General features: G+C 71.3%; 21 protein-coding genes. 7 read left to right on the top strand and 14 right to left on the bottom strand.

Translation table 11 applies throughout. From position 1 onward, the window contains the following. Nucleotides 1–80 precede the first annotated feature (80 nt). From AC27L4_RS09555 to AC27L4_RS09500, 12 genes are all read right to left on the bottom strand, one after another. Nucleotides 81–602, bottom strand: coding sequence for an NADH-quinone oxidoreductase subunit B family protein (locus AC27L4_RS09555; protein WP_487141854.1), 522 nt, complete (start codon nt 600–602; stop codon nt 81–83). A gap of 8 nt (nt 603–610) precedes the next feature. Beyond that, entirely contained in the window at nt 611–2,122 is a 1,512-nt protein-coding gene (locus AC27L4_RS09550) for a hydrogenase large subunit (RefSeq protein WP_487141853.1), read from the bottom strand. 14 nt (nt 2,123–2,136) lie between these two features. Beyond that, on the bottom strand, nt 2,137–3,573 hold the full coding sequence (locus AC27L4_RS09545) for a hydrogenase 4 subunit F (RefSeq protein WP_487141852.1): 1,437 nt from the start codon (nt 3,571–3,573) through the stop codon (nt 2,137–2,139). Next, a complete protein-coding gene (locus tag AC27L4_RS09540) occupies nt 3,570–4,238 on the bottom strand; it encodes a hydrogenase-4 component E (RefSeq protein WP_487141851.1) in 669 nt (222 codons plus the stop codon). The genes AC27L4_RS09545 and AC27L4_RS09540 overlap by 4 nt, the downstream gene beginning before the upstream one ends. Before the next feature lies 1 nt (nt 4,239). Then, a complete protein-coding gene (locus tag AC27L4_RS09535; protein WP_487141850.1) occupies nt 4,240–5,196 on the bottom strand; it encodes a respiratory chain complex I subunit 1 family protein in 957 nt (318 codons plus the stop codon). Further along, complete coding sequence (gene hyfB / locus AC27L4_RS09530) at nt 5,187–7,193, bottom strand: hydrogenase 4 subunit B (RefSeq protein WP_487141849.1); 2,007 nt, start codon at nt 7,191–7,193, stop codon at nt 5,187–5,189. Before hyfB ends, AC27L4_RS09535 begins: the two co-directional genes overlap by 10 nt. A gap of 5 nt (nt 7,194–7,198) precedes the next feature. Next, nucleotides 7,199–7,489: a helix-turn-helix domain-containing protein gene (locus tag AC27L4_RS09525; RefSeq protein WP_487141848.1), complete on the bottom strand. Its 291-nt coding sequence runs from the start codon at nt 7,487–7,489 to the stop codon at nt 7,199–7,201. Between the two features lie 339 nt (nt 7,490–7,828). Further along, nucleotides 7,829–10,510, bottom strand: coding sequence for an ABC transporter permease (locus AC27L4_RS09520; protein WP_487141847.1), 2,682 nt, complete (start codon nt 10,508–10,510; stop codon nt 7,829–7,831). Beyond that, complete coding sequence (locus tag AC27L4_RS09515; RefSeq protein ID WP_487141846.1) at nt 10,507–11,202, bottom strand: ABC transporter ATP-binding protein; 696 nt, start codon at nt 11,200–11,202, stop codon at nt 10,507–10,509. Before AC27L4_RS09515 ends, AC27L4_RS09520 begins: the two co-directional genes overlap by 4 nt. Further along, complete coding sequence (locus AC27L4_RS09510; protein ID WP_487141845.1) at nt 11,195–11,857, bottom strand: ABC transporter ATP-binding protein; 663 nt, start codon at nt 11,855–11,857, stop codon at nt 11,195–11,197. Before AC27L4_RS09510 ends, AC27L4_RS09515 begins: the two co-directional genes overlap by 8 nt. A 4-nt stretch (nt 11,858–11,861) precedes the next feature. Beyond that, complete coding sequence (locus AC27L4_RS09505; protein WP_487141844.1) at nt 11,862–12,437, bottom strand: hypothetical protein; 576 nt, start codon at nt 12,435–12,437, stop codon at nt 11,862–11,864. Nucleotides 12,438–12,544: 107 nt separating this feature from the next. Continuing rightward, complete coding sequence (locus AC27L4_RS09500) at nt 12,545–13,141, bottom strand: phosphatase PAP2 family protein (RefSeq protein WP_487141843.1); 597 nt, start codon at nt 13,139–13,141, stop codon at nt 12,545–12,547. Nucleotides 13,142–13,275: 134 nt separating this feature from the next. Here AC27L4_RS09500 and AC27L4_RS09495 point away from each other — a divergent pair, with 134 nt between their 5' ends. Together AC27L4_RS09495 and AC27L4_RS09490 are read left to right on the top strand one after the other, a co-directional pair. After that, a complete protein-coding gene (locus AC27L4_RS09495; protein ID WP_487141842.1) occupies nt 13,276–13,944 on the top strand; it encodes a response regulator in 669 nt (222 codons plus the stop codon). After that, on the top strand, nt 13,941–15,269 hold the full coding sequence (locus tag AC27L4_RS09490) for an ATP-binding protein (RefSeq protein WP_487141841.1): 1,329 nt from the start codon (nt 13,941–13,943) through the stop codon (nt 15,267–15,269). The genes AC27L4_RS09495 and AC27L4_RS09490 overlap by 4 nt, the downstream gene beginning before the upstream one ends. 45 nt (nt 15,270–15,314) lie before the next feature. On the opposite strand, the gene AC27L4_RS09485 is transcribed toward AC27L4_RS09490, so the two are convergent. Both AC27L4_RS09485 and AC27L4_RS09480 read right to left on the bottom strand, forming a co-directional pair. After that, entirely contained in the window at nt 15,315–16,172 is an 858-nt protein-coding gene (locus AC27L4_RS09485; protein WP_487141840.1) for a MipA/OmpV family protein, read from the bottom strand. A 454-nt stretch (nt 16,173–16,626) separates the two neighbouring features. Beyond that, complete coding sequence (locus AC27L4_RS09480; protein ID WP_487141839.1) at nt 16,627–17,025, bottom strand: hypothetical protein; 399 nt, start codon at nt 17,023–17,025, stop codon at nt 16,627–16,629. A gap of 296 nt (nt 17,026–17,321) precedes the next feature. Between AC27L4_RS09480 and AC27L4_RS09475 the strand changes: the two genes are divergently transcribed. The 5 genes from AC27L4_RS09475 (at nt 17,322) to betA (ending at nt 23,658) form a co-directional block, all read left to right on the top strand. Continuing rightward, nucleotides 17,322–18,719, top strand: a complete 1,398-nt coding sequence (locus tag AC27L4_RS09475; RefSeq protein WP_487141838.1) for a D-alanyl-D-alanine carboxypeptidase family protein — start codon at nt 17,322–17,324, stop codon at nt 18,717–18,719. 46 nt (nt 18,720–18,765) lie between these two features. After that, complete coding sequence (locus AC27L4_RS09470; RefSeq protein ID WP_487141837.1) at nt 18,766–19,659, top strand: DMT family transporter; 894 nt, start codon at nt 18,766–18,768, stop codon at nt 19,657–19,659. A 215-nt stretch (nt 19,660–19,874) separates the two neighbouring features. Continuing rightward, complete coding sequence (gene betI / locus AC27L4_RS09465; RefSeq protein WP_487141836.1) at nt 19,875–20,525, top strand: transcriptional regulator BetI; 651 nt, start codon at nt 19,875–19,877, stop codon at nt 20,523–20,525. Further along, entirely contained in the window at nt 20,522–21,988 is a 1,467-nt protein-coding gene (gene betB / locus AC27L4_RS09460) for a betaine-aldehyde dehydrogenase (RefSeq protein WP_487141835.1), read from the top strand. The genes betI and betB overlap by 4 nt, the downstream gene beginning before the upstream one ends. A gap of 11 nt (nt 21,989–21,999) precedes the next feature. After that, nucleotides 22,000–23,658 carry a choline dehydrogenase gene (gene betA, locus AC27L4_RS09455; RefSeq protein WP_487141834.1) on the top strand — a complete coding sequence of 553 codons (1,659 nt, stop codon included), beginning with the start codon at nt 22,000–22,002 and terminating at the stop codon, nt 23,656–23,658.

Raw genomic sequence — 23,658 nt, 5'->3', positions numbered from 1 at the left:
CCCGGCGGCGGACGAAGCCTAGGCCGGCCGGGTTTCGGAACGATCAGGGGAATGTAAAGAAATGTGAAGCGGGACGGGGGTCAGCCGCGCCCGTCCCGCACCATCAGCGCCAGCAGGCCGCGCAGCAGGGCCTCGGGCGTCGGCGGGCAGCCGGGGATGTGGAGGTCGACGGGGACGACGGCCGCGACGCCGCCGAGGCAGGCGTAGCTGCCGGCGAAGACGCCGCCGTCGCGGGTGCAGCCCCCGGCCGCGACCACCCATTTCGGCGCGGGCGTGGCCTCGTAGGTGCGCCGCAGCGCCTCGGCCATGTTGCGGGTGACGGGGCCGGTGACCAGCAGCACGTCGGCGTGCCGCGGCGAGGCGACGAAGCGCAGGCCGAAGCGCTCTAGGTCGTAGAAGGCATTGCCGAGGGCATGGATCTCCAGCTCGCAGCCGTTGCAGGAGCCGGCATCGACCTGGCGGATCGACAGGCTGCGGCCGAGTCTCGCCCGGGCGGCATGGTCGATCTCCGCCGCCAGCGCGGCGAGGCCGGGATCGAGGAGGCTCGGGCCGGGCTCGGTGAGCGGCGCGGAAACCAGGCCTTGGAGGAGGAATTTGCGCATGACCGGACCTACAGGTCGTGCCCGGAATAGGAGCAGTTGAAGGATTTGTTGCAGATCGGGAAGTCGGCGACGATGTTGCCCTCGATCGCGGCTTCCAGCACCGGCCACTGGAACCAGGAGGGGTCGCGCAGGTGGCAGCGCTCGACCCGGCCCTCGCCGTCGAGGCGCACCCAGGCGAGGATGTCGCCGCGGAAGCCTTCGGCCAGGGCCAGGCCCTCGGCCGGCACGCCCGGGCCGGCGAGCGGCGCGGCGAGGGGGCCGTCGGGCAGACGGTCGAGCATCTCGCCGACCAGAGCCAGGCTCTGCTCGACCTCGCGGATGCGGATGCGCACCCGCGCATCGACGTCGCCGGCCTGAAGCACCGGCACCTCGAAGCGCAGCGCATCATAGGGGGCATAGGCGAAGTCGCGGCGAGCGTCGAAGTCGCGGCCGGAGGCCCGGCCGACATAGCCGCCGCAGCCATAGTGCCGGGCGAGTTCCGGGCGCAGGCGTCCGGTGCCGACGGTCCTGTCCTGCAGCGAGGCCGTGCGGTCGTAGAGCTCCACCAGCGGCGGGAAGGCTTGGCCGGCGGCGACGAGGAGGGCGCGGACATGGCCGGCGCCTTCCGGCTGCAGGTCGGCCGCGACGCCGCCGGGCACGACGGCGTCCATCATCAGCCGGTGGCCGAAGCAGGCGGCGGCGGTACGCAGCACCCGCTCGCGCAGCACGCCGCAATGGGCGAGCATCAGCGCGAAGGCGGCGTCGTTGCAGATGGCGCCGATGTCGCCGAAATGGTTGGCGAGACGTTCGAGCTCGGCCATCAGGCCGCGCAGCCAGACCGCCCGCGGCGGCGCCTCGACGCCGAGCGCCGCCTCGACGGCACGGGCGAAGGCGCAGGCATAGGCGACGGTGCTGTCGCCCGAGACGCGGCCGGCCAGGCGCGCCGCCCGCTCCAGCGGGGCGCCGGCCATCAGCGCCTCGACGCCCTTGTGGGTGTAGCCCAGCCGCTGCTCCAGCCGCACCACGGTCTCGCCGTTGGCCGAGAAGCGGAAATGGCCGGGCTCGATGATGCCGGCATGCACCGGGCCGACCGGGATCTGGTGCAGATCCTCGCCTTCGACGGGCAGGAAGGCGTAGGCGACGGGGCCGGTCGGCGCCGAGGGCGCAGCCGCCAGCGGATGGCGCCGGTCCCATCGGCCGTGATCGAACCAGGGGCGCGGGTCGGGCAGACCGACGGGGACGAGGCCGACGAGGTCGTGCACGGCGCGCTCCGGCCGGATGGCCGGCGGATGCATCCGGCCGACCGAGGGGAAGCGCCCGTCCGGGCATGGGAGGCTGGCGACGCGGACGGCACGAGCCCCGGCGTCGTGCAAGGCCATGTGGACGGCGGCGTCCTCGCCCCACAGCCCGAGCAGCGGCCACGAGCCGGCGGCGAGCCCCTCGGCCAGCGTTCGCCAGGCCTCGGCGTCGACCAGGGTCCGCGGCCCGGGCCGCTGTGCGGCGGGGCCGCCGGAGGCGAGGATTTCGGCGAGCGTCGGCATCCCGGTGTCTCCGCTCATCCCAGCAGGCGTGCCACGTGCTGGAACCAGGCGACCAGCGGCGGCGGCAGATAGAGGCCGGCGGCCAGCACCAAAGCGATGTGGGCGAACATCGGCGCATGGGAAGCCTGCGCCGGGGCGGTGCTGCCGCTCGGTTCGCCGAAGGCCAGGCCCTGGAGGCGCAGCAGCAGGGCGCCGAAGGCGACGAGCAGGCCGAGGACCAGCGGCACCGCCAGCAGCGGCTCGCGGGCGAAGGTGGAGCTGACCAGCAGGAACTCGCTCATGAAGATGCCGAAGGGCGGCATGCCGGCGATGGCGAGGACGCCGAGCACCAGGCCCCAGCCGAGGAGGGGGTGGGTCGCGGTCAGTCCCTGGATGCGGGCGATCTTCTGCGTGCCCTTGATCTGGGCGACATGGCCGACGGCGAAGAAGATCGCCGACTTGGTCAGGCTGTGCATGGTCATGTGCAGGAGGCCGGCGAAATTGGCCAGGGGACCGCCCATGCCGAACGCAAAGGCCATGATGCCCATGTGCTCGATCGAGGAATAGGCGAAGAAGCGCTTCATGTCGCGGCGGCGATACAGCATGATGCCGGCGAACAGCAGCGACGCCAGCCCCATCGTCGCCATCAGCGGCCCCGGCGCGATCGCCCCGGCATTGGCGGCGAGCAGCATCTTGAACCGCAGCACGGCATAGAGAGCGACGTTGAGCAGCAGGCCGGAGAGCACGGCCGAGATCGGCGTCGGCCCCTCGGCATGGGCGTCCGGCAGCCAGGCATGGGCCGGCACGAGGCCGACCTTGGTGCCGTAGCCGAGCAGCAGGAAGACGAAGGCGACGTTGAGCAGGGCCGGATCGAAGGCCGGGACGCGGGCGATCAGCACCGTCCAGACCATGCCGTCCAGCCCTTCGCCGACCACAGGCCGCGCCGCCATGTAGACCAGGATGGTGCCGAACAGTGCCAGCGCGATGCCGACGCTGCCGAGGATGAAGTATTTCCAGGCCGCCTCGATCGCTTCGTGGGTGCGATAGAGCCCGACCATCAGCACCGTGGTCAGGGTGGCCATCTCGATCGCCACCCACATCAGGCCGATATTGTCGGCCGAGAGCGCCAGGTTCATGGCGAAGAGCAGCACCTGGTACATGGCATGGTAGAAGCGCAGATGTGCCGGGGTGAGCCGGCCCGTCTCCACCTCGTGGGCGATGTAGCTGGCGCTGAACACGCTGGTGGTGAAGGCCACGAAGGTGTTGAGGACGATGAAGATGATGTTGAGGTCGTCGACCAGGAGATAGGCGCCGGGCTCGGGCGCGTGCACGAACAGCGACAGGGCGGCGAGGAGGGTCAGGAAGGCCGAAGCCGCGTTGAGGCGGGCCGAAAGGCGATAGTCCGGCAGCAGCGCCAGGGCTGCGGCCGAGGCGGCGGGGATCGCCAGGATCAGGGTGAGGCCGTCGATCATGACCCGCCTTGCTCGCCACGGAACCGGTCGAGCGCCTGGACGTCGACGGTGTCGAAGCGCTCGCGGATGCGGAACAGGAAGATGCCGATCACGACGAAGGCGACCAGCACCGAGAAGGCGACGCTGATCTCCACCACCAGCGGCATGCCCTTGGCGCCGGTGGCGGCCAGGATCAGCCCGTTCTCCAGCGACATGAAGCCGACGACCTGGCTGACGGCGTTGCGCCGCGTCACCATCATCAGCAGGCCGAGCAGGACGACGCAGAGCGCGAAGGCCAGGTCCTCGCGCGCCAGCGGGTCGGCATCGGCGGTGACGCGCAGCATCACCACCATGGACAGGGCCACCAGCCCGATGCCGGCCAGCATGACGGGGCCGATGCCGGCGATGGTCTCGACCTCGCGATGGATGCCGAGGCGGGCGACGATGCGGTGCAGCGCCACCGGGATGACGATCGCTTTGAAGGCCAGGGCGATGATCGCGGTGATGAACAGGTGCGGCGCGTCCTGCACGTAGGCCTGCCAGGCGACGGACAGGGCGAGCATCACCGCCTGCAGGGCAAAGACGTTGAGCAGGGCGGGCAGGCGGTCCTGGTAGAGCATCATGAAGCTCAGCAGCACCAGGCTGCCGGCGAACAGGTGGGCGAGGTCGAAGGCCAGGTTTGCCATCTCACAGGCTCCGTGACACGAAGAGCAGCAGCGTGCCGAGCAGGCCGAGCATCAGGGCGGCGCCGAGGAAGTCGGGCACGCGGAACACCCGCATCTTGGCGACGCTGGTCTCGAACAGCGCCAGCAGGAAACCGCCGAGGGCGAGCTTGGCGACATAGGCGAGGACGCCGGCGCAGAGAGCGACGATGCCGGCGCCGGGCGGCGCCAGGCCCCAGGGCAGGAAGACGCAGCCGATCAGCGAGAGGTAGAGCACCAGCTTCAGGGCGGCGGCGAGTTCGATCACCGCCAGATGCCGCCCGGAATATTCCAGCACCATGGCCTCATGGACCATGGTGAGCTCCAGGTGGGTGGCCGGGTTGTCGACGGGGATGCGGCCGTTCTCGGCGATCGCCACCATCACCAGCGCGATCAGCGCCAGGCCGAGCGAGACGCGCAGGCCGACCGCGGGCGAGGCCATGAAGCCGGCGACGCCGGAAAGCTGGGTCGAGCCGGCGAGAAGGGCCAGCGTGAAGACGATCATGATCGTCGCCGGCTCGGCCAGCGTCGCGATCATCACCTCGCGGCTCGAGCCGATGCCGCCGAAGCTGGTACCGACATCCATGCCGGCGAGCGCCAGGAAGAAACGCACGCTGCCGAGCAGGGCGGTGACGACGATCAGGTCGGCCGACCAACTGAACAGCAGGCCGGCGCCGAAGGTCGGAACCAGGGCGGCGGCGACCCAGGTCGCGGCGAAGACGAGATAGGGGACGGTCCGGAACAGCCAGGAGGCGTTGTCGGCCAGGACGACCTCCTTGCGCATCAGGCGCACGAGGTCGCGATAGGGCTGAAGCAGGGCCGGCCCGCGGCGACGCAGCAGCCGGGCCTTCACCTTGCGCACGAAGCCGAGCAGCAGCGGGGCCAGCGCCAGCACCAGCAGCATCTGCGCGCCCTGGACGGCGAGGCCGGCGATCATTGCCATAGCGCCAGCACCGTCAGCAGGAAGATGAGCGCATAGAACACCAGGCTGAGATATTGCCGGATGGTCAGGAAGTGCAGCCGGTCGAGCCGGTCGGCGGCGAAGCCGACCGCGGCGGCCAGCGGGGCGTAGATCGCATCCCAGGCCCGATCGGCGAGCTCGAGCCGGAAGCGGGCCGGCGTCGTGGCGCCGGGCGGCGGCATCTCCACCGTCTCGCGCATGCCGTAGGCGACCGCGCCGAAGACGCGGCGGATCGGCTGCGAGAAGCTGCCGGCGCCGTACTGGGTCAGCGGACCGGCATCGGGAAAGCCGCAGTCCCAGGGCGGGGCACGGCGCAGGCGACGGGAGGCGAGGCGGTGGATGGCCGCGGCCGCGAGGGTGGCGGAGGCCGTGATGAAGAGGAAGACCAGGAGGCCGTTGTAGGAGCTGCGGCTTTCGGCGACCGGCACGATCGACAGCCAGGCCACGCCGGCCTGCGCCGGCATCGCATGGCCGATGACGAGGCGCACGGCGGGGGCCAGGGCGTCGATCGCCAGGCCCGGCAGGATACCGGCGACCACGCACAGGCCCGCGAGGGCGCCCATGGCGCCGAGCGACCAGCGATCGACCTCATGGGCGGCTCCGGCCGCCGGGGTGCGTGGCCGGCCGAGGAAGACGATGCCGTAGACCCGCACGAAGCAGGCGGCGGCGAGCGCCGCGGACAGGGCGAGCAGGGCGCCGACCGCCGGGACAAGGAGCTTCATGCCCCATTGCGGCAGCTGCGGGCTGAGCAGGATCGCCTGGAAGGCGAGCCATTCGGAGGCGAAGCCGTTGAGCGGCGGCAGGGCGGAGATGGCGGCGCAGGCGACCAGCATCACCACGCTGGTGACGGGCATGCGGTGGATCAGGCCGCCGAGGCGGTTCATGTCGCGCTCGCCGGTCGCGCTCAGGACGGCGCCGGCCCCGAAGAACAGGGCGCTCTTGAACAGCGTGTGGTTGAGCGCGTGGAACAGCGCCGCGGTCAGGGCCAGGGCGGCGGGGGCCGGCAGGTCGCTGGCGGAGAAGCCGAGCGCCAGGCCGAGGCCGACGAAGATGAGGCCGATATTCTCGATGGTGCTGCAGGCGAGCACGCGCTTGAGGTCGTCCTGCATCAGGGCGCAGAGCACGCCGAGCACGGCGGTGCCGCCGCCCACCGCCAGGACGGGGGCGCCCCACCACAGGGCAGGCGGGCCGATGAGGTCGAAGACGATGCGGATGAAGGCGTAGACGGCGACCTTGGTCATGACGCCGCTCATCAGCGCCGAGACGTGGCTCGGCGCCGCCGGATGGGCGAGCGGCAGCCAGACATGCAGCGGCACGAGACCGGCCTTCGAGCCGGCGCCGACCAGGGCGAGGCAGAGCACGGTGCCGGCGAGCAGCGGCGAAGGCCTGGCCTGGCGGATCGCGGCAAAGGCATAGGAGCCGTCCGCGCCGGCCATGAGGCCGAAGGCGAGCAGCAGAGCCAGCGTGCCGAAGCTGGCCATGACGATGTAGACGAAGCCGGCCCGGGCGTTGCCGGGATCACGGTGATGCGCCATCACCAGCGCCCAGGACGCCAGCGACATGAACTCCCAGGCGAGCAGGAAGCCGAAGGCGTCGGCGGCCAGCACCACCAGGTTCATGCCGGCGAGGAAGGCGGGAAAGAAGGGCAGCACGCGCTGCGGCTCGTGCTCGTGCCGGCCATAGCCGACCGCGTAGAGGCTGGCGGCGCCGGCGCCGAGATTGATCACTGCCAGGAAGAAGGCGGCGAGCGCGTCCATGCGAAAATGCGCGCCGAGCCAGGGCAGGCCGAGCGGCAGCACGACCTCGGACGCAACGGCGCCGGCGAGGAGCTGGGCCGCAGCAGCGAGGAGGCCCGCCAGCGAGACGACGAGACAGGCGGCGTAGATGGCGGCGCTGCCGCCGCGGCGGCGCGACGCCGGGACGGCCAGGGCCGCGAGGCCGAGAAGGGCCGCCACGCACCACAGCCCGACAGCCGTCATGGCGCCTAGCCCTCCGCCGCGTCCGTGCCGGACGGCCTGGAGGTGACGGCAGGCTCCTTCAGCCGCACGCCGCGTCCCCCGCCCTGGCTGACGGCGCCTTCGCCGATCAGCTCGATGCCGGCGGCGTCGAGGGCGCCGACCAGCTTCATCAGCGAATCGACCGTGCCGCGGATGACGCCGTCGCTGGCCTCCATGCGCTGGATCGTCGGCACGGAGAGGCCCGACAGCTCGGCGACTCGCCGCTGGTCGATGCCGAGCAGAGCCCGGGCCGCCCGCAATTGTGCCGCCGTGATCATGGCAGGACCATCAAAACCCACATCAGAACTATGATTTGTGGAGTTTGTCAGAAAGATAGTATGATTTCAAGTATGATTGATGATGTCTGAGACATCATCATCGAGCTGCGACACTGGGACCGGAGGCCGATAGCGCAGGGCGTCCACGAGCGGCCTGAACGCCGGGGAGGCGTGCCGGCGACCGGGGTAGTAGAGGTGGTAGCCAGGGCGCGGCGCACATGGACCTTTATGACGGTGCCGGCGCTCTCGCGGCGATCGGCAAAATGGTGCCGTTCTTCAGGAAGACCCTTGCGCCCGCGCCTGCGGCCCAGGCCGCCGGGTGAGGCCCCGAACCCGGGCTCAGCGCAGCCTTTCCAGGGGCCTGGACGTCGCGTCGCGCCGTCCGATCTCGATGGCGACGACCGTGGCGGCGAGCGAGGCCGCGACGGCGCAGGCGAGATAGGCCCACGGCACCGTGACGGCGTCGGGCGGCGGATCGAACGCTCCCTGCAGCAGCTTGACCAGCATCCAGGCGACGAGGGAGCCGGCCGCAAGGCCGATGAGGCCGCCGAGCCCGAAGACGAGGATGCCCTCGGCCCAGAGGAACGCGGCGGCCTGGCGCGGGCTGGCGCCGAGCAGCGCCAGGATCGCGAAGCTGCGCCGCCGGTCGGCGAGGCCGAGAGCGAGAACCAGGCCGGTGGACCCGACGAGGGCGAGGATCGCGAAGCCGAGCTCGACCTGGGTCAGGCCGCGGACACTGACGGCGGTCAGGCTGGAGCCGATCAGGCGCACCTCCTGGTCGATGTCGCGGACGCGCAGGCCGGGCATGTCGGGGAGGGCGGCCTGCACGGCCTCGCGCACCGCTGCCGGCTCCCCGTCCGCCCGGATCAGGACGGTCTCGGCCGCGTCCGTCCCGGTGGCCTTGGCGACATAGGCGGCGTTGGCGACGAGGAAGGAGTCGCGCGGGGCGGTCGGGAACTCGCGCACGACCCCGACGAGCGTGAACGGTACGCTCTCATAGGCCCGGGTGGCGGCGCTCAGGAGCCGCAGATTGATGCGGTCGCCCGGCGAGAGCTGGAAATCCGACACGGTCTCCTCCGAGACGAGGAGGCCGTCGGGCGTCCGGGCGAGCTCGTCGAGGAGGCCGCGGGCGTCGCCGCCGGCAAAATAGGCGTCCGACATCGTGGTGGCCTCGTCGATGTGCCGGGCGTCGATGCCGTAGAGATCCTGGAGATCGGTGCCGACATAGGCGTAGCGATGCTGCAGCGGCTGGGCTGCGGCCACGCCGGGGAGGGCGGAGAGACGGCCGAGCACAGCGCCGGCCGGAGCGGACGCGTCGCCCGCAACCACCACGTCCGCGCCGTTGGTCAGCCGGGCGTCGACCAGCGCCTGGCTCTGATAGCTGGCGTTGAAGATGGCGGTGGAGGCGGCGAAGGCGAAAGCCAGCGCGGTCAGCCCGACGCCGGCTGCCAGGCGCCGGCGTTGGCGCGACAGGGCCGAGGCGACCGTACCGGCGAGAACGCCGGCGAACGGCCGGGACGCCCAGGCGACCAGGGCGCGCCCCGGTCCGGCGAGCAGGACGGTGAGGCGCAGGGTGAGCAGGCCGATGCCGCACCAGGTCAGCAGCGGCGGCAGGAAGGCCCAGGCGTCGATGGCGGTGCCGGCGACGCCCTCCGGCGCCAGCACGACCTGGTAGCCCGAGGCGGCCGTCAGCCAGAAGAGGACCGCGGCGAGGCCGAGCAGAATGGCGTCCAGGTGGATGCGGAGCCAGAGCGGGCGGCGTCCGGGATCGGGGGATTGGCGGGCGCCGACCACGGTGAGCGCACGCGCGTCCAGCCAGGCCGGGACGAGGACGACGGCGAGGCCAAGGCCGAGGCCGGCGAGCAGGGACGAGGCCAGGACGCGCAGGCCGGGCGCGGCGAGGATCGGCATCCCGAGCAGCATGCGGGCCGCGATGTCCGCCAGCGCGACGGTCAGAGCTGCGGCGGCGAGCCAGACCGCGAGGGCCTCGGTGGCCGCCAGCCGCATCAGCATCGCCAAGGATGCCCCGCGCAGCCGCAGCAGGGCCTGGCCGCGCCGGCGCTGATCCTCGCCGGCGAGAGCCGCGCCGATGGTCAGGAATGCCGCGAGGGCCACGCCGGGCGCGCCGAGGAAGAGGAACAGCAGGCGGGCATAGAGCGCGTCGGCCCGGACGGCGTCCAGGCGGGCCGCCAGATTGTTGCCGAGGATCGCCTGGCCGGCCAGCCTGAGGCCGAGGGCATGCCCGGCCACGGTCACCGCCTGGAAGGCGGCCACCGGGTCGCGTGGCAGGGCGGCCCTGTCGAGCCGGGCGTGAACCTGCCAGCGCACGCTTCCGGGACGTTGCGCGGCCTGGTCGGCGAACAGGGCCTGCCACCGGTCGAGCGGCAGGATGAGCACGTTGTCGGGCGGGGCCTGGGGCGCCGCGCCCGGCGGCACGCCGATCGCCTGGAAAAGGGCGTCGGCATCGGGCAGGTCGACCACGCCGGCAATGGTCGTCGTCGCGTCGGACCCGCCCGGGCGATGGATGACGACGGTGTCGCCGACGCCGACATGCAGGTTCGCGGCGGTCTGCTGGGCGATCATCGCGCCGTCGGACGTGCCGCGCAGGACGCGGATCTCGGCCGGGAACGTGCGGACATAGGAGCGGGCGAGGCCCAGGACCTTGCCGGCTCCGGTGTTCTGCACCGTCTCGCCGGTGGCCGCCTCGAAGCCGTCGACCGCAGCATAACCCGCGCGCTCCCGGCGGGCGATCCGGGCGGCGGCGTCGAGCGCGGCGTCGGCCGCCGGCAGAGGCGTGCCCGGCATGAGCTCGACCTGCCAGTCGACCGGCACGGACGCGATGGCCCGCGCCGTCATCGACGCTTCGCTGGCCTCGAGGAAGACGCCGAGCAGCGCGAACAGCGTCATGGTGAGCGCGATGCCGGCGACGGTCCCGGCCGTCCGCCAGGGGCGCGTGCGCAGCATGCCGCCGATCCACCAGGCGGATTGCAGCAGGACGATGCGAGCGTGCGCATGCCTCATGCGGCATTCCCCAGCGTGGCGGGCTCGCCGGGAATGCCGAGCTGGCCGCGGTCGATGGTCCAGCGGCTGCCGAGCCTCTCGGCGACCAGCGGATCATGCGTGGCGACAACGAGGGAACAGTCCTGCTCCTCGCACCAGGCCAGGATCGCATCGATGGCCGCAAGGCCGGTGGCGTGGTCGAGCTGGCCGGTCGGCTCGTCGGCCAGCAGCAGGCGCGGGCCGGCCGTGACGGCGCGGGCGAGCACGGCGCGTTGCGCCTGCCCGCCGGAGATGCGGTCCGGCAGCTTGTCGGCCAGGCCCTCCAGGCCGAACCTGGCGAGGGCCGCTCCGGCCTGCGCCCGCGCCTGTGCGGGCGCGCTGCCCTTCAGCAGCAGCGGCAGGGCGACGTTCTCCGCGACGCTGAGGGCCGGGATCAGGCTGGGGGCCTGGAAGGCGACGGCGACATCGGCCGGGCGGCCGGCGCGGACCTGCAGGCCGGGCCAGGCGAGCGAGCCGCGATCCGGCGCGTCGAGGCCGGCGATCAGGCCGAGCAGGGTCGACTTGCCGCTGCCGGACGGGCCGATGAGGGCGATCCGCGCCCCCCTCGGGATGTGGAAGCTGGCAGGCTTGAGGGCAAGGGTCCGGGCCTGCCCGGCCCCGTAGGCCCGCTGAATGCGGTCGGCCTGGACCAGCGGGGGCGCGGCGTCAGCCATGGGCCAGCTCGCCGTCGACGAGTTCGATCACCCGGTCCGCCGCCGCGGCGACGCCGCGGCTGTGCGTGGCGATCAGCGCTGCGGCTCCGTGCCGGCACCGTCGCCGCAGCTCGTCGAGGATGCCGCGTTCGGTCGAGGCGTCCACCTCGGCGGTCGGCTCGTCGCACAGCAGGACCGGAGCGTCGGTGCACAAGGCGACAGCCAGGCCGGCCCGGGCCGTCTCCCCGCCGGAGAGCGAGCGCGGCAGCGCGTCGGCGCGCGGGGCGATGCCCAGAACCTCGAGCAACTGCGGGATGGCGGCCTCGTCGCCCCGCTCGGCGATCTGCTGCTGCAGGCGGATGTTCTGGCGGACGGTCAGGTTGTCGAGCAGCGTGCCCGCCTGGGTGAGCAGGCCGATGTGCCGGGCCCGGAGCCTCGCGCGCACGGCGTCGGGACGGTTGGTCATGCGGTCGCCGGCGATGGCGGCGAGGCCGGCGCTGGGCTCGTCCAGGCCGGCCAGGCAGGCAAGCAGGGTGGACTTGCCGCTGCCCGAGGCTCCGACCAGCGCGACGGTCTCGCCCGACGCCACCGACAGGCTGACGCCGCGCAGCGCCATCACCTCGTCGTCTCCGGCGCGAAAGATGCGATAGAGGCCCTTGCCCTCGATCATCGCCATCGTCTCACCGCCAGCGGAACGAGTTGGAGATGAGCAGCCATTGGTCGGCATTGTCGGCGCCGAGCGGCGCGGCGAGGTCGAGGCTGGCCTGCTTGCCGTTTCGGAAGAACACGTAGCGCTCGTGCTCGAGCCGGGTCTGGCGGCCGGTCACCGGGTTCGGGGCGGAATTGGAGCGGTAGACGATACGGATGGCCTTGCCGGCCTGCCGGTCGATGACCGCCACCGTCCTGATCTCGACGGCGCGCCCGTCGCGGGCGAGCTGCGGGATCTCCGTCGCCTCGATGGATTTGACGGTCGGGGCCTGCGCGGCCGCCGCGATGTCGAGGGAGATGACGTCGTACTTGTCGGCGAAGCGCACGCCGTGCGCCGTCGTGCTGCGAGCCCAGCCTTCCGGCGTCTTGACGGCATAGCCGTCCGGCGAGGCGTAGGTGATGAAGACCTGGCTGTCGGGAATGTCGCCGGGCGGATTGTGCTCGGCGGCGACGGGCTGCTCCGCACCGGCAGGGGCGGGCATGATCGGCGCCGACAGGCAGGCTGCGAGGCCCAGGGCAAGGACGCCTGGCTTGGAACGTCGCGGCATCGCACGTCTCTCCACGAAGGACTGCCCCTAGCGGCAATCTTGGTAGACCGGGAGATTTAGGAGGTGCTTAGGCGTCGCGCCTGGAGCGATTTTTCGCGAATGACGCCTCAGGGCCGGGCCCAGCCCCTGGCGATCAGCGGGGCGAACAGGATGCGGTAGAGATCGGTGGCCACCGGCAGGACATGGCGGCCCGCCACGGCCATCACCGCGGCGGCGATCGCCGCTCCGACGGCCGAGACCGCGAGCGCTCCGAGCATGTCGACCGGGAAGTGCACGCCGAGATAGATGCGGCACCAGGCGACGGCGATCCCCGTGGTCGCCATCAGCAGCGCCAGGCCGTGGCGGGCGGCGATGCGATAGGCGATGGCGGCGGCGAACAGGACGGTGGCATGGTCGCTCGGGAAGGAGGAGTCGGCGGCGTGATCGAGATAGGCATGCCCGAGCCCGGCCATCTGCGGCCGCGGAAAGAAGGTGAACATCCCGATGAGCCGGGCGATGCCGAGGGCGACCAGTATGGCCAGGAAGACCGTGAGCGCCGTGCGCCTGTCCTCCTCGCTCCCGCGCGGCCAGGACCAGACCAGGGCGAGGGGCACGACCACGATCGCATAGGTCGCGACGATCCTCGCCAGGTCGATCATGGCGGGGTCGGCGTCCGCGGCGGCATTGATGGCGAGGAACAGCGACTGGTTGAGGCCGAGGGACATGCGGAAACCGCCGGGAGGCACAGGCGGCTGGGCACTGCGCACGATGATCCTGGCGGCGAAGAATTAGCAGCGAATGAGAGGGAACGGTGCCCCGAAAGGGAGTAGAACTCCCGTCGACCACGGGGCCGAAGGCGATGCGCGTTCTCCTGATCGAAGACGACCCGATGATCGGCAAGGCGCTGGCGCAGGCGCTGCGGGACGAGAGCATGACGGTCGACTGGGTGCGCGACGGCAACGACGCCGAAGCGGCGCTGCAGAACGGCGGCCATGCCCTGGTGCTGCTCGATCTCGGCCTGCCCGGCCAGAGCGGCATCGCGCTGCTGCGCGCCTGCCGGGGGCGGGGCGACACCACGCCGGTGCTGATCATCACGGCGCGCGACGACCTCGACGACCGGGTGGAGGGCCTCGATCTCGGCGCCGACGACTATATCGTCAAGCCGTTCGAGCTCCGGGAGCTGCTTGCCCGCATGCGGGCCGTGTTCCGACGCCGCCACGGCGGCCAGGCCGTTTCGACGCTGAGCGCCGGCGAGCTGTCGCTCGACCTCGAAACCCACGAGGTGACCTATCGCGGCACGACCCTGGTGCTGCCGGCCCGGGAGTTCGCCCTGATGCGCGCCCTGATCGAGCGTCCCGGCGCGATCCTGTCCCGCGGCCAGCTGGAGGAGCGGCTCTACGGCTGGGGCGAGGAGGTCGAGAGCAACGCCGTCGACGTGCTGATCCACTATGTCAGGCGCAAGTTCGGCAGGGACGTCATCCGCAACGTGCGGGGCGCGGGCTGGGCCATCGGCAAGGCCGCTTCATGACGTCGCTCCGCCGCACGGCGCTGCTGTGGCTGTCCGGGCTGCTGGCCGCGGTCGGCCTCGCCAGCGCCGCCGCTTCCTACGTGTTCTCCCAGGGGGAAACCAGCGGCTTCCTCGACAGCCAGCTGCGCCAGATCGCCTATTATGTCGACGACACGCCGAGCACCCCGCGCCGGCCGGTGCCGGAGGAGCCGCTCTACGATCCGGAAGACGATTTCCTGGTGCAGATCTGGCGTGCCGACGGCGCATCGGTCCTCACGTCCGATCCCGGCGTCGCCCTGTCCCGCCGCTCCGCGACGGGCTTCTCCAACGAGACGGTCGACGGGGAGGCGTGGCGGACCTTCGCCTATGTGACGCCGGAACGCACGGTGCAGATCTCGCAGCGGCTGGTGGTACGGGACGAGCTGGCCGCCGATGCGGCCCTGCGCTCCGCCCTGCCCATCCTCGTCCTCATCCCCCTGGCATGGCTGCTGCTGGGATTGATCATCGACCGGGTGATGCGCCGCCTCGACCGCCTGGCGGCGATCGTCGACGCCCGCGACGCCGGCAGCCGCGAGCCGATCCCGCTCGAGGGCGTGCCGACGGAGATCGCGCCGCTGGTACGGGCCATGAACGAGCTGCTGGAGCGGCTGGGGCAGGCCATGGAGCGCCAGCGCCGCTTCGTCTCCGACGCCGCCCACGAGCTTCGGACGCCCCTCGCCGCGCTGCTGCTGCAGATCGGCAATCTCCGGCGCGTGGCCAGGGGACGCGAAGCGCTGTCCCGTCTCGCCGACGTGGAGGCCGGCGCGCACCGCGCCGCCAGCATGGTCGACCAACTGCTGCGGCTGGCCCGCTACGACGCCGACGCCGGCTCCGGGCCGGCGGAGGATGTCGACCTCGCGGCCCTGGCGCGCGCCTGCGTGGCCGAGATCGCGCCGGTGGCGGCCGATGCCGGCATCGCGCTGGATTTCCAGGGCGAGGCCAGGCTGCCCGTCCGCGGCCGGGCGGCGGATTTGCGCGTGCTCGTCGCCAACCTCCTGGACAACGCCGTCCGCTACACCCCGGACGGCGGGCGCGTCATCGTCCGCTCGACCCGGGCCGGCGACGGCCGAAGCCTTCTGGAGATCAGCGACAGCGGCCCCGGCATACCCGAAGAGCTGCGCGAGCGTGTCTTCGAGCGCTTCTTCCGCGCCGCCCCCGCCGAGATCGAGGGCAGCGGCCTCGGCCTGGCGATCGCCCGCTCGATCGCCGAGCGGCACGGCCTGTCGATCGGACTGGCGACACCCGAGGCCGGCGGCGGCCTGACCGTGCGGCTCGCTCCCCTGCACGGCGCTCACGGCAGGTCCTGATTCGCCTCGCCGTGCCGCAGCCGACGCGGCGGCGCCAACGCCGGCTCAGGGGAAGTTGGTGACCCAGTCGAAGGAATAGGCCACGCTTACGCCGACGGCGAACTGGTCGCGGCTGCCGAGGGTGGTGGAGATCGGGCTGTCGCCGGCGGAGCCGACGAGCCGGTCGTAGCGACCGAACACCGTGGTCGTCCAGGTGTCGCTCCACTTGTAGCCGAGCGCCGTCATGACGCCGACCGCCTGCACGCCGCCGCTCGGATCATAGGGCTTCACCCGCCCGTTGGCCGCGGCCTCGGCCGGGGTGATGCCGAAGTTCGTGTCCATGAAGGTGGCGTTGCCGAAGGTGAGACGCGGGCCGCCCGAAAGGGTGAAGGCGCCGAAACGTTGCACCCAGTCGATGGCGAGATCGCCGCTCAAGCCGGCCTCGCTGCGCAGGCCTTGCCGGAGTTCGACGCGGGCGCGCAGCTTATCCTCCAGCAGCCAGTAATTGACGAAGATGCCGGCCTCGACGGTCCAGGGCACGGAGTCCAGGCCGGTCAGGTTGCTGTCGTCGCTGCGGCTGCGGCCGGATCGCAGGTTCACGACCGGACCGACGCTGAAGGGGCCGGCATCGAACAGCGTGAGGTCGAAGCTGTCGTCGGGAGCGCTGTACTCGTCCGGCTCGCCGATCCTGCGCCAGCTGATGCCGGGCATGCCGTCCAGCCCGTACCGGCGGGCGCCGTCATACAGCGGTGCCACCCCGATGGTGCCGGTGACGGTGATGGTCCAGCCCGTGGGGAAAGCCGGGGTGGCCTCGTCCGCCGCCTGGACGGCAGTGCTGCCGAGGAGAAGCGCGAGCCCGGCCGCAATCACCGCGAGTCGGGGCGGGGACAGGCGTGGCCGAGGAAGCGTGTATTCGAGGGTCATCCGGCGGCCGGCCTTTCCAAACATTTTCGAGGCGGTGTCATCCGCCTCTCCGGGGCGCAGGTGCCGCCGCGGAACGACGTCGAGTTTCGACGAGGCCGGCATTCCAGTCAATTGCCGGCCCGTCCGGCCGGGCCGGAAGCTTCGGACCGTCTCCTATTCGCCACGGTCCATTCTCCGCCGGATGCGTTAAGGCGGACTTAGGGGAGGCTATGAGGAGGGCATCCCTGTGCGGCGGTCGGCGCGTGCCGCCGCGCACGGATGAGGCCGGTGCCCGCGGCTAGGCTGCGAACAGGTCAAACGGGGCGCAATGCCATGAAAACCGTCATCGTCGACATCGTCCTCAGCCTGTCGTTCCTCAGCGTCACCGCCCTGCCGCTGCTCGCCGCGGCGCTCTCGCCGGCCTGACGTTCCTCGGGGACATCCCGGCCGGACCACGCAACCGCGCGTGGGCGGCTCACCGCTCGATGGTCAGATCCCGCGCGGCGTTGCGGATCGACACGGAATAGCCGGCAATTACGTCGACGAGCGTCACCACCATCAGGATGAAGAAGGTCGAGCTCGCCGCCCGCCCGATCAGCAGGAACTCGACGAGATAGGCGATCAGCACCAGGGTCGACAGCAGATGGTCGATGATGGTCGAGGTGCCGGTGCGGGTGGCCTTGAGGATCTCGACGAACAGCAGCCCGAGGCTCAGCACGATCAGCGCCTCCCCCATGGTCATGGAGAAGCTGGCGCCCGACATCATCTCGACCCGCAGGGCCAGATCTTCCCAGGGGTTCACCTCCGCGCCGATGATGAAGAAGTTGTAGACCGCGAACGGCACCAGCATCAGCGGGAAGTTGATCAGGAACATGGAACCCTTCGGCGCCTGACGGCGGCCGCCTTGCCTTAGACTTCTACCCCGGGGCCCCCACGGCAGGACGATTCGTCGCTGCGCGCCGGCACTGTGGCAAATTTCGCGCCCGGTGCAAATGCCGCAGGCGACGGCTTCCTTTCCAAATCGGCGCGCGCCGTTTAAACAGGGGCGTGCTGCTACCGGTGCGAACGGCCTGTCCACAGGCTGGGCGAGGAAGGTTTCGTCGCGCCATGAAATCGTCCAGCCACAGTGATGTGTGCGGCGGACTTGCTTCGGGAATGAGACGGATGCGGATGACCGGACGTGGATTGCTGAATGTCGCCCTGGCGGGCCTGGCGCTGACCCTGGCGCAGTCTTCGGCCATGGCGGGCACCTCGATCGTCGTCGATGCGTCCTCGGGGCGGGTGCTGCACAACGAGGATGCGACGCGGCCGTGGTACCCGGCCTCGCTGTCGAAGCTGATGACCGCCTATGTCGTGTTCAAGGCGATTCGCGACGGCCGGATCAGCGCCGACACGCCGATCACCATCTCCGCCCGCGCCGCGAAGATGGCCCCCTCCAAAATGGGCTATCCGCCGGGCACGCAGGTGACGGTGGACAATGCGCTGAAGATGCTGATCGTGCATTCGGCCAACGACATCGCCGTGGCCCTGGCCGAAGGCGTTTCGGGGTCGGTCGAGCGCTTCGCCGCCGAGATGAACGCCAATTCGCAGGCGCTCGGCATGGGCCAGAGCCATTGGGTCAATCCCAACGGCCTGCCCGATCCCGGCCAGGTTTCTTCGGCGCGGGACATGGCGGTGCTGGCGCGCGCCCTGCTGGTCGAGTTTCCGCAATATGCGCCGCTCTACAGCATCCAGGCGATCCAGTCGGGCAAGCGGGTGATGCGAACCCACAATGCGCTGGTCTATCGCTATCCCGGCGCGGAGGGCATGAAGACCGGCTTCATCTGCGCCGCCGGCTTCAACGTGGTGGCGACCGCCTCGCGCGGCGGCCAGCGGCTGATCACCGTGGTGATGGGCTCGCCCTCGGCCAAGGCGCGCACGATCGAGGCGGCCGGGCTGTTCGAGGCGAATTTCGGCAGCGGCGGTTCGGCGACGCTGAGCCAGCTGCCGGCCTCGGCCTATGCGACGCCGCCGGATATCCGTGACGTTGCCTGCGGCCGCAAGAAGGGCGGCGAGGACCAGGCGGAACGGGAGGACATGGCCGAGATCAAGCCGCCGCCTGCCGCCCCGATCACGCCGCCGAATGTCCGGCAGGAAAGCGTCTATGCCGCGCTGGTCGCCCAGCCGCAGCCGCCGCAGGCCCAGCCGCAAGCTCCGCCCTCGACCGAGGATCTGCTGCTCAGCAACTGGGTGATGGCCCCGCCCGTTCCGGTCGGCCCCTACAAGGGACCGAAGCGGCCGGCCAAGGTCGCGCCCGACCCGGTCACCAGCTTTGCAGCGCCGGGCGCCGCGCTGGGGGCCATCCGCCCCGGCGCCACGCCGGCCATACCGCAGGCGCCGCTGCCGGGCCAGATCCGCCGCGCCAACGCCAATCCGCTGGAGAACCTGGCCTCCGACCCGCTGCCCGTCGACAAGAAGCCCGCCAAGCAGCGCGGCAAGGCGGCCGGCGCGGCGAAGGCCGAGTCGGTGCCGCTGCCGGCGCCGCGTCCGGCCAAGGCCAAGAAGAAGCCGCAGCCGCCCGCAACCTGAGGATATCGGGCGACACCTCGAACCCGCAGGCGCGCACCCCTTCGCCATGAATCGCGGCACCGTGCTCCTTGGTCTCGGCATGGCCTTGGGCGCGGCCATGGCCTACGGCGCCAACGTCCCCTACGCCAAGCTGTCGGCGCAGGCGGGCGTGAGCGGTCCCGACATCATCTTCTACCGCTCGTTCCTGATGCTGGCGGTGCTGCTGCCGGTGGTCCGGGTCGGCGGCGGCTCGTTGCGGCTGGCCGGCGCGGCACGCGGCCCGGTGCTCGGGCTCGGCCTCACCACCGCCGTCGTCGGGCTGTGCTACATCTCCAGCGTCGCCTTCATCCCGGTCGGCGTCGCCACGATCGTCTACTACACGTTCCCGCTGCTGATCCTGGTGGCGAGCCCGCTGATCGACGGCCATCCGGTCACGCTCGCCCGCATCGGCATCTTCTGCCTCGCCTTCGCCGGGCTGTTCGTGGCGATCGGCCCTGCCTTCACCGCGCTCGACCCGCGCGGGCTGGTGCTGGCGGCGATGGCCGCGCTGGGGGCGACCGGTCAGTTCTTCTTCGCGGCCCGGGCGACGCGGCTGGTCGAGCCGGTGGTGGCCGGCTTCTGGGCGCAGGCGGCCCTGCTGCCGGTGGCGCTGGCGGCCTGCCTGATGGTCGGCGGCCCGGTGCCGCCTTCGGCCCTGCTCGCCGCGGCCGTGCCGGTCGGCATCACCTGCGGCCTGTTCGTCATCGCCTTCGGCCTGCACCTCTCCTCGGCCCGGCTGGCCCCGCCGGCGGCGCTCGGCCTGATCTTCTGCATCGAGCCGGTGACGTCGACGCTGCTCGCGGCCCTGACGCTCGACGAGAGCCTGACGGCGGCCCAGCTCGCCGGCGGCGCGCTGGTGCTGGCGGCGGTCGTCGCCGCCGTCGCCCTGGAGGGGCGGGAGACCGCCGCCGCCAAGGGCTGAGAGCCCCGGGCCGGGCGCTCCGGCCGACTCCCCGACATCCGCGCTTGGTGATCCCGGCTTGCTGTCCGCCTGGGGCGCCGGCCGGACGGCCGCCGTCGCGTTCCGGAGAGCGGCGCCGCGTCGGCGCGGCATGATGCGAGGCGGCATCGGCAGCGCCCGCGAGTTGCCGCACGACTTGACTGATTGAACGTTCAAAATATTCTGCAGCCATGCCCGTGACCTCGCGCACCAACTCCCGTCATGCCCCGCGTCCGGTGCGGCTGCGCCGCGCCGACGCGGAGGATGTGCGCCGCCGCCAGCTGATCGAGGCGACGATCGGGTCGATCGCCGAGCTCGGCTTCAGCGCCACCACCATCGCCGAGATCGCCCATCGGGCCGAGGTCTCGACCGGGCTGGTGTCGTTCTATTTCGGCGACAAGGACGGTCTCCTGGAGGCGACGCTGCGCCATCTCGCCCGCGAGCTGTCCCGGGCCGCCGCCCTGCAGATGCGCGAGGCGACCACGCCGCGCGGACGCATCCAGGCCGTGATCGATGCCAACCTGGCCGACGCGCAGTTCGCCCGGGGGATTGCGACGGTCTGGCTGGCGTTCTGGGGGCAGGTGCCCCATTCGCCGCGCTTTGCCCGGGTGCAGCGCGCCTATCACCGGCGCATCGCCGGCAATATCGCCTTCGCCCTGAAGCCGCTGGCCACGCGCGAGGTCGCGCTCGCCATGGCCGAGTCGATGGCCGCCATGATCGACGGCGTCTGGCTGCGCGCCACCCTCTCCGGCACGCAGGACGGCCGCGCCGCGCGCGCGACCGCCGGCGCCTACGTCGATCTCCGGTTCGAATCCCTTCGCTCCCTCCCACAGGAATCCTCGCCATGAGCCGCTACGGTGTCGTCAAGCATCATGTCGGCGGGCGCTTCGTCGATGCGCTCTCCGGCGAACGTTTCACCACGGTCGATCCCGCCACCGGCGAGGTCCTGGCCGAGATCGAGCACGCCGGCGAGGCGGACATCGACCGTGCCGTCGCCGCCGCCCGGGCCGGCTTTGCCGTCTGGTCGCGCATGACCGGGGCCGAGCGCGGCCGCATCCTCAAGCGCACGGCCGACATCCTGCGCGAGAAGAACGGCGCCCTGGCCGAGATCGAGACGCGCGACACCGGCAAGCCGATCCAGGAGACGGTGGCGGTCGACATCCTCTCGGGGGCCGATTGCCTGGAGTATTTCGCCGGCATCGCCGCCACCATGACCGGCGAGCATGTCGACCTCGGCCCGTCGGCCTTCGGCTATGTCCGGCGCGAGCCGCTCGGCGTGGTGGCCGGCATCGGTGCCTGGAACTATCCGATCCAGATCGCCTGCTGGAAATCGGCGCCGGCGCTGGCCTGCGGCAATGCCATGATCTTCAAGCCGGCCGAGCTGACGCCCTTGACTGCGCCCTATCTCGCCGAGGCCTTCCGCGAGGCCGGGCTGCCGGACGGCGTGTTCAACGTGGTGCAGGGCGATGCCCGCACCGGCAAGGCGCTGGTCGCCCATCCCGGCATCCGCAAGGTGTCGCTGACGGGCGAGGCCGGCACCGGCCGCATCGTCATGGGCGCGGCGGCCGCGACGCTGAAGCACGTGACGCTCGAGCTCGGCGGCAAGTCGCCGCTGATCGTGTTCGACGACGCCAAGCTCGACAACGCCGTCTCCGGCGCGCTGCTCGGCAATTTCTATTCGGCCGGCGAGGTGTGCTCGAACGGCACCCGCGTCTTCGTGCACCGCAAGGTCAAGGACCTGTTCCTCCACAAGCTCCGGACGCGGGTGGAGAAGATGCTGGTGGGCGACCCGCTCGACCCGCGCACCCATGTCGGCGCCCTGATCAGCCAAGACCACATGGAGAAGGTGCTCGGCTACATCGAGAAGGGCAAGGCCGAGGGCGCGAGGATCCTCACCGGCGGCGAGCGTGTCGTCGTCGGCAATCTCGCCAACGGCGCCTTCGTCGCGCCCACCGTGTTCGACGGCTGCAGCGACGGCATGAGCATCGTGCGCGAGGAGATCTTCGGGCCGGTGATGACCGTGCTCGACTTCGACGACGAGGAGGAGGTGATCGCCCGGGCCAACGACACCGAATACGGCCTGGCCGCCGGCGTCTTCACCACCGACCTCGCGCGCGGCCACCGGGTCATCGCCCGGCTCGAGGCCGGCACCTGCTGGATCAACCAGTACAACGTCACGCCGATCGAGCTGCCGTTCGGCGGCGTCAAGCTCTCGGGCCTCGGTCGCGAGAATTCGCGCGCGGCGATCGAGCACTACACCCAGCTCAAGAGCGTCTACGTGGCGCTCGGCGACATCGAAGCCCCGTATTGAGAGGCCGCGCCGTGGCGGACAGCTTCGACTACGTCATCGTCGGCGCCGGCTCGGCCGGCTGCGTCATGGCGAGCCGCCTGACCGAGGACGGCCGGCACACGGTGCGCCTGCTCGAGTTCGGCGGTTCGGATTCCTCCGTGTTCATCCAGATGCCGAGCGCGCTGTCGATCCCGATGAACTCGCCGCGCTATGATTGGCGCTACCATGCCGAGCCGGAGCCGGCGCTGGGCGGGCGCAGCCTGCACACCCCGCGCGGCAAGGTGCTGGGCGGCTCCTCCTCGATCAACGGCATGGTCTATATCCGCGGCAACGCCATGGATTTCGACGGCTGGGAGGAGAGCGGAGCCCGCGGCTGGAACTATGCGGCGGTGCTGCCCTATTTCCGCCGGGCCGAAGGGCGCGAGGAGGGGGGCGACGCCTATCGCGGCGCCGACGGGCCGCTGAGGACCAGCTACGGCCCGATGCGCAACCCGCTCTACGGCGCCTTCATCGAGGCGGCGCGGCAGGCCGGCTATCCCGCCACCGACGACGTCAACGGCTACCAGCAGGAAGGCTTCGGGCGGATGGACATGACGGTCCACAAGGGCCGGCGCTGGTCCACCGCCAATGCCTATCTCAAGCCGGCGATGAAGCGGCCGAACCTGTCGGTCGAGACCCATGCGCTCGCCACCCGCATCCTGTTCGAGGGGCGGCGCGCCGTCGGCGTCGAATATGTCCGGGGCCCGCGCACCGAGCGGGTGATGGCACGGCGCGAGGTGATCCTGGCCGCCGGGCCGATCAACAATCCGCAGCTGCTCAACCTTTCCGGCGTCGGCGACGGCGCGGCGCTGGCGGCGCTCGGCATCGAGACGGTGCAGCATCTGCCGGGGGTGGGCGAGAACCTGCAGGATCACCTGGAGTTCTACTTCCAGGTCGCCTCGAAGGAGCCGATCACGCTCTATTCCGCGCTCGGCCTGGTCCCCCGGGCGCTGATCGGCATGCGCTGGCTGGCCTGGAAGGACGGCCTCGGCGCCACCAACCACTTCGAGAGCTGCGGCTTCATCCGCTCACGGCCGGGCATTCCCTATCCCGACATCCAGTACCATTTCCTGCCGGTGGCGGTGCGCTATGACGGCAATTCCATGGCCTCCGAGCACGGCTTCCAGGCGCATGTCGGGCCGATGCGCTCCAAGAGCCGCGGCCATGTCCGGCTGAAATCGCGCGATCCGCGCGAAGCGCCGAGCATTCGCTTCAACTATCTGAGCCATCCCGACGACTGGGTGGAGATGCGGGCCTGCGTGCGGCTGACCCGCGAGATCTTCGCCCAGAAGGCCTTCGACCGCTATCGCGGCCGCGAGATCCAGCCGGGCGCCGAGGTGGTGACGGACGAGGCGATCGACGCCTTCATCGCCCGCCACGTCGAGAGCGCCTATCACCCGTCCGGCACTTGCCGGATGGGCGACCCGCGCGACCCGGCGACCGTGGTGGACCCGCAGAACCGGGTCGTCGGCCTGGAGGGGCTGAGGATCGCCGATTCCTCGATCATGCCGCAGATCACCAACGGCAACCTCAACGCCCCGACCATCATGATCGGCGAGAAGGCCTCGGACCATATCCTCGGCCGCGACCCGCTGCCGCCGTCCAACGCCCCGGTGTACCGGGCGAAGGGGTGGGAGACGGCGCAGCGATAG

This window comes from Labrys sp. Lb11 (assembly GCF_057554225.1).
This window is presented reverse-complemented; position numbering and strand designations above follow the sequence as displayed.

Coding starts and splice junctions, on each gene's coding strand:
- AC27L4_RS09510 (WP_487141845.1), bottom strand. CDS start 11,857: ATGGCGATGATCGAGGGCAAGGGCCTCTATCGCATCTTTCGCGCCGGA.
- AC27L4_RS09495 (WP_487141842.1), top strand. CDS start 13,276: ATGCGCGTTCTCCTGATCGAAGACGACCCGATGATCGGCAAGGCGCTG.
- AC27L4_RS09470 (WP_487141837.1), top strand. CDS start 18,766: ATGAATCGCGGCACCGTGCTCCTTGGTCTCGGCATGGCCTTGGGCGCG.
- AC27L4_RS09515 (WP_487141846.1), bottom strand. CDS start 11,202: ATGGCTGACGCCGCGCCCCCGCTGGTCCAGGCCGACCGCATTCAGCGG.
- AC27L4_RS09540 (WP_487141851.1), bottom strand. CDS start 4,238: ATGGCAAACCTGGCCTTCGACCTCGCCCACCTGTTCGCCGGCAGCCTG.
- AC27L4_RS09550 (WP_487141853.1), bottom strand. CDS start 2,122: ATGCCGACGCTCGCCGAAATCCTCGCCTCCGGCGGCCCCGCCGCACAG.
- AC27L4_RS09545 (WP_487141852.1), bottom strand. CDS start 3,573: ATGATCGACGGCCTCACCCTGATCCTGGCGATCCCCGCCGCCTCGGCC.
- AC27L4_RS09520 (WP_487141847.1), bottom strand. CDS start 10,510: ATGAGGCATGCGCACGCTCGCATCGTCCTGCTGCAATCCGCCTGGTGG.
- AC27L4_RS09535 (WP_487141850.1), bottom strand. CDS start 5,196: ATGGCAATGATCGCCGGCCTCGCCGTCCAGGGCGCGCAGATGCTGCTG.
- AC27L4_RS09525 (WP_487141848.1), bottom strand. CDS start 7,489: ATGATCACGGCGGCACAATTGCGGGCGGCCCGGGCTCTGCTCGGCATC.
- AC27L4_RS09555 (WP_487141854.1), bottom strand. CDS start 602: ATGCGCAAATTCCTCCTCCAAGGCCTGGTTTCCGCGCCGCTCACCGAG.
- AC27L4_RS09505 (WP_487141844.1), bottom strand. CDS start 12,437: ATGCCGCGACGTTCCAAGCCAGGCGTCCTTGCCCTGGGCCTCGCAGCC.
- AC27L4_RS09500 (WP_487141843.1), bottom strand. CDS start 13,141: ATGTCCCTCGGCCTCAACCAGTCGCTGTTCCTCGCCATCAATGCCGCC.
- hyfB (WP_487141849.1), bottom strand. CDS start 7,193: ATGACGGCTGTCGGGCTGTGGTGCGTGGCGGCCCTTCTCGGCCTCGCG.
- betB (WP_487141835.1), top strand. CDS start 20,522: ATGAGCCGCTACGGTGTCGTCAAGCATCATGTCGGCGGGCGCTTCGTC.
- AC27L4_RS09485 (WP_487141840.1), bottom strand. CDS start 16,172: ATGACCCTCGAATACACGCTTCCTCGGCCACGCCTGTCCCCGCCCCGA.
- AC27L4_RS09475 (WP_487141838.1), top strand. CDS start 17,322: ATGACCGGACGTGGATTGCTGAATGTCGCCCTGGCGGGCCTGGCGCTG.
- AC27L4_RS09490 (WP_487141841.1), top strand. CDS start 13,941: ATGACGTCGCTCCGCCGCACGGCGCTGCTGTGGCTGTCCGGGCTGCTG.
- AC27L4_RS09480 (WP_487141839.1), bottom strand. CDS start 17,025: ATGTTCCTGATCAACTTCCCGCTGATGCTGGTGCCGTTCGCGGTCTAC.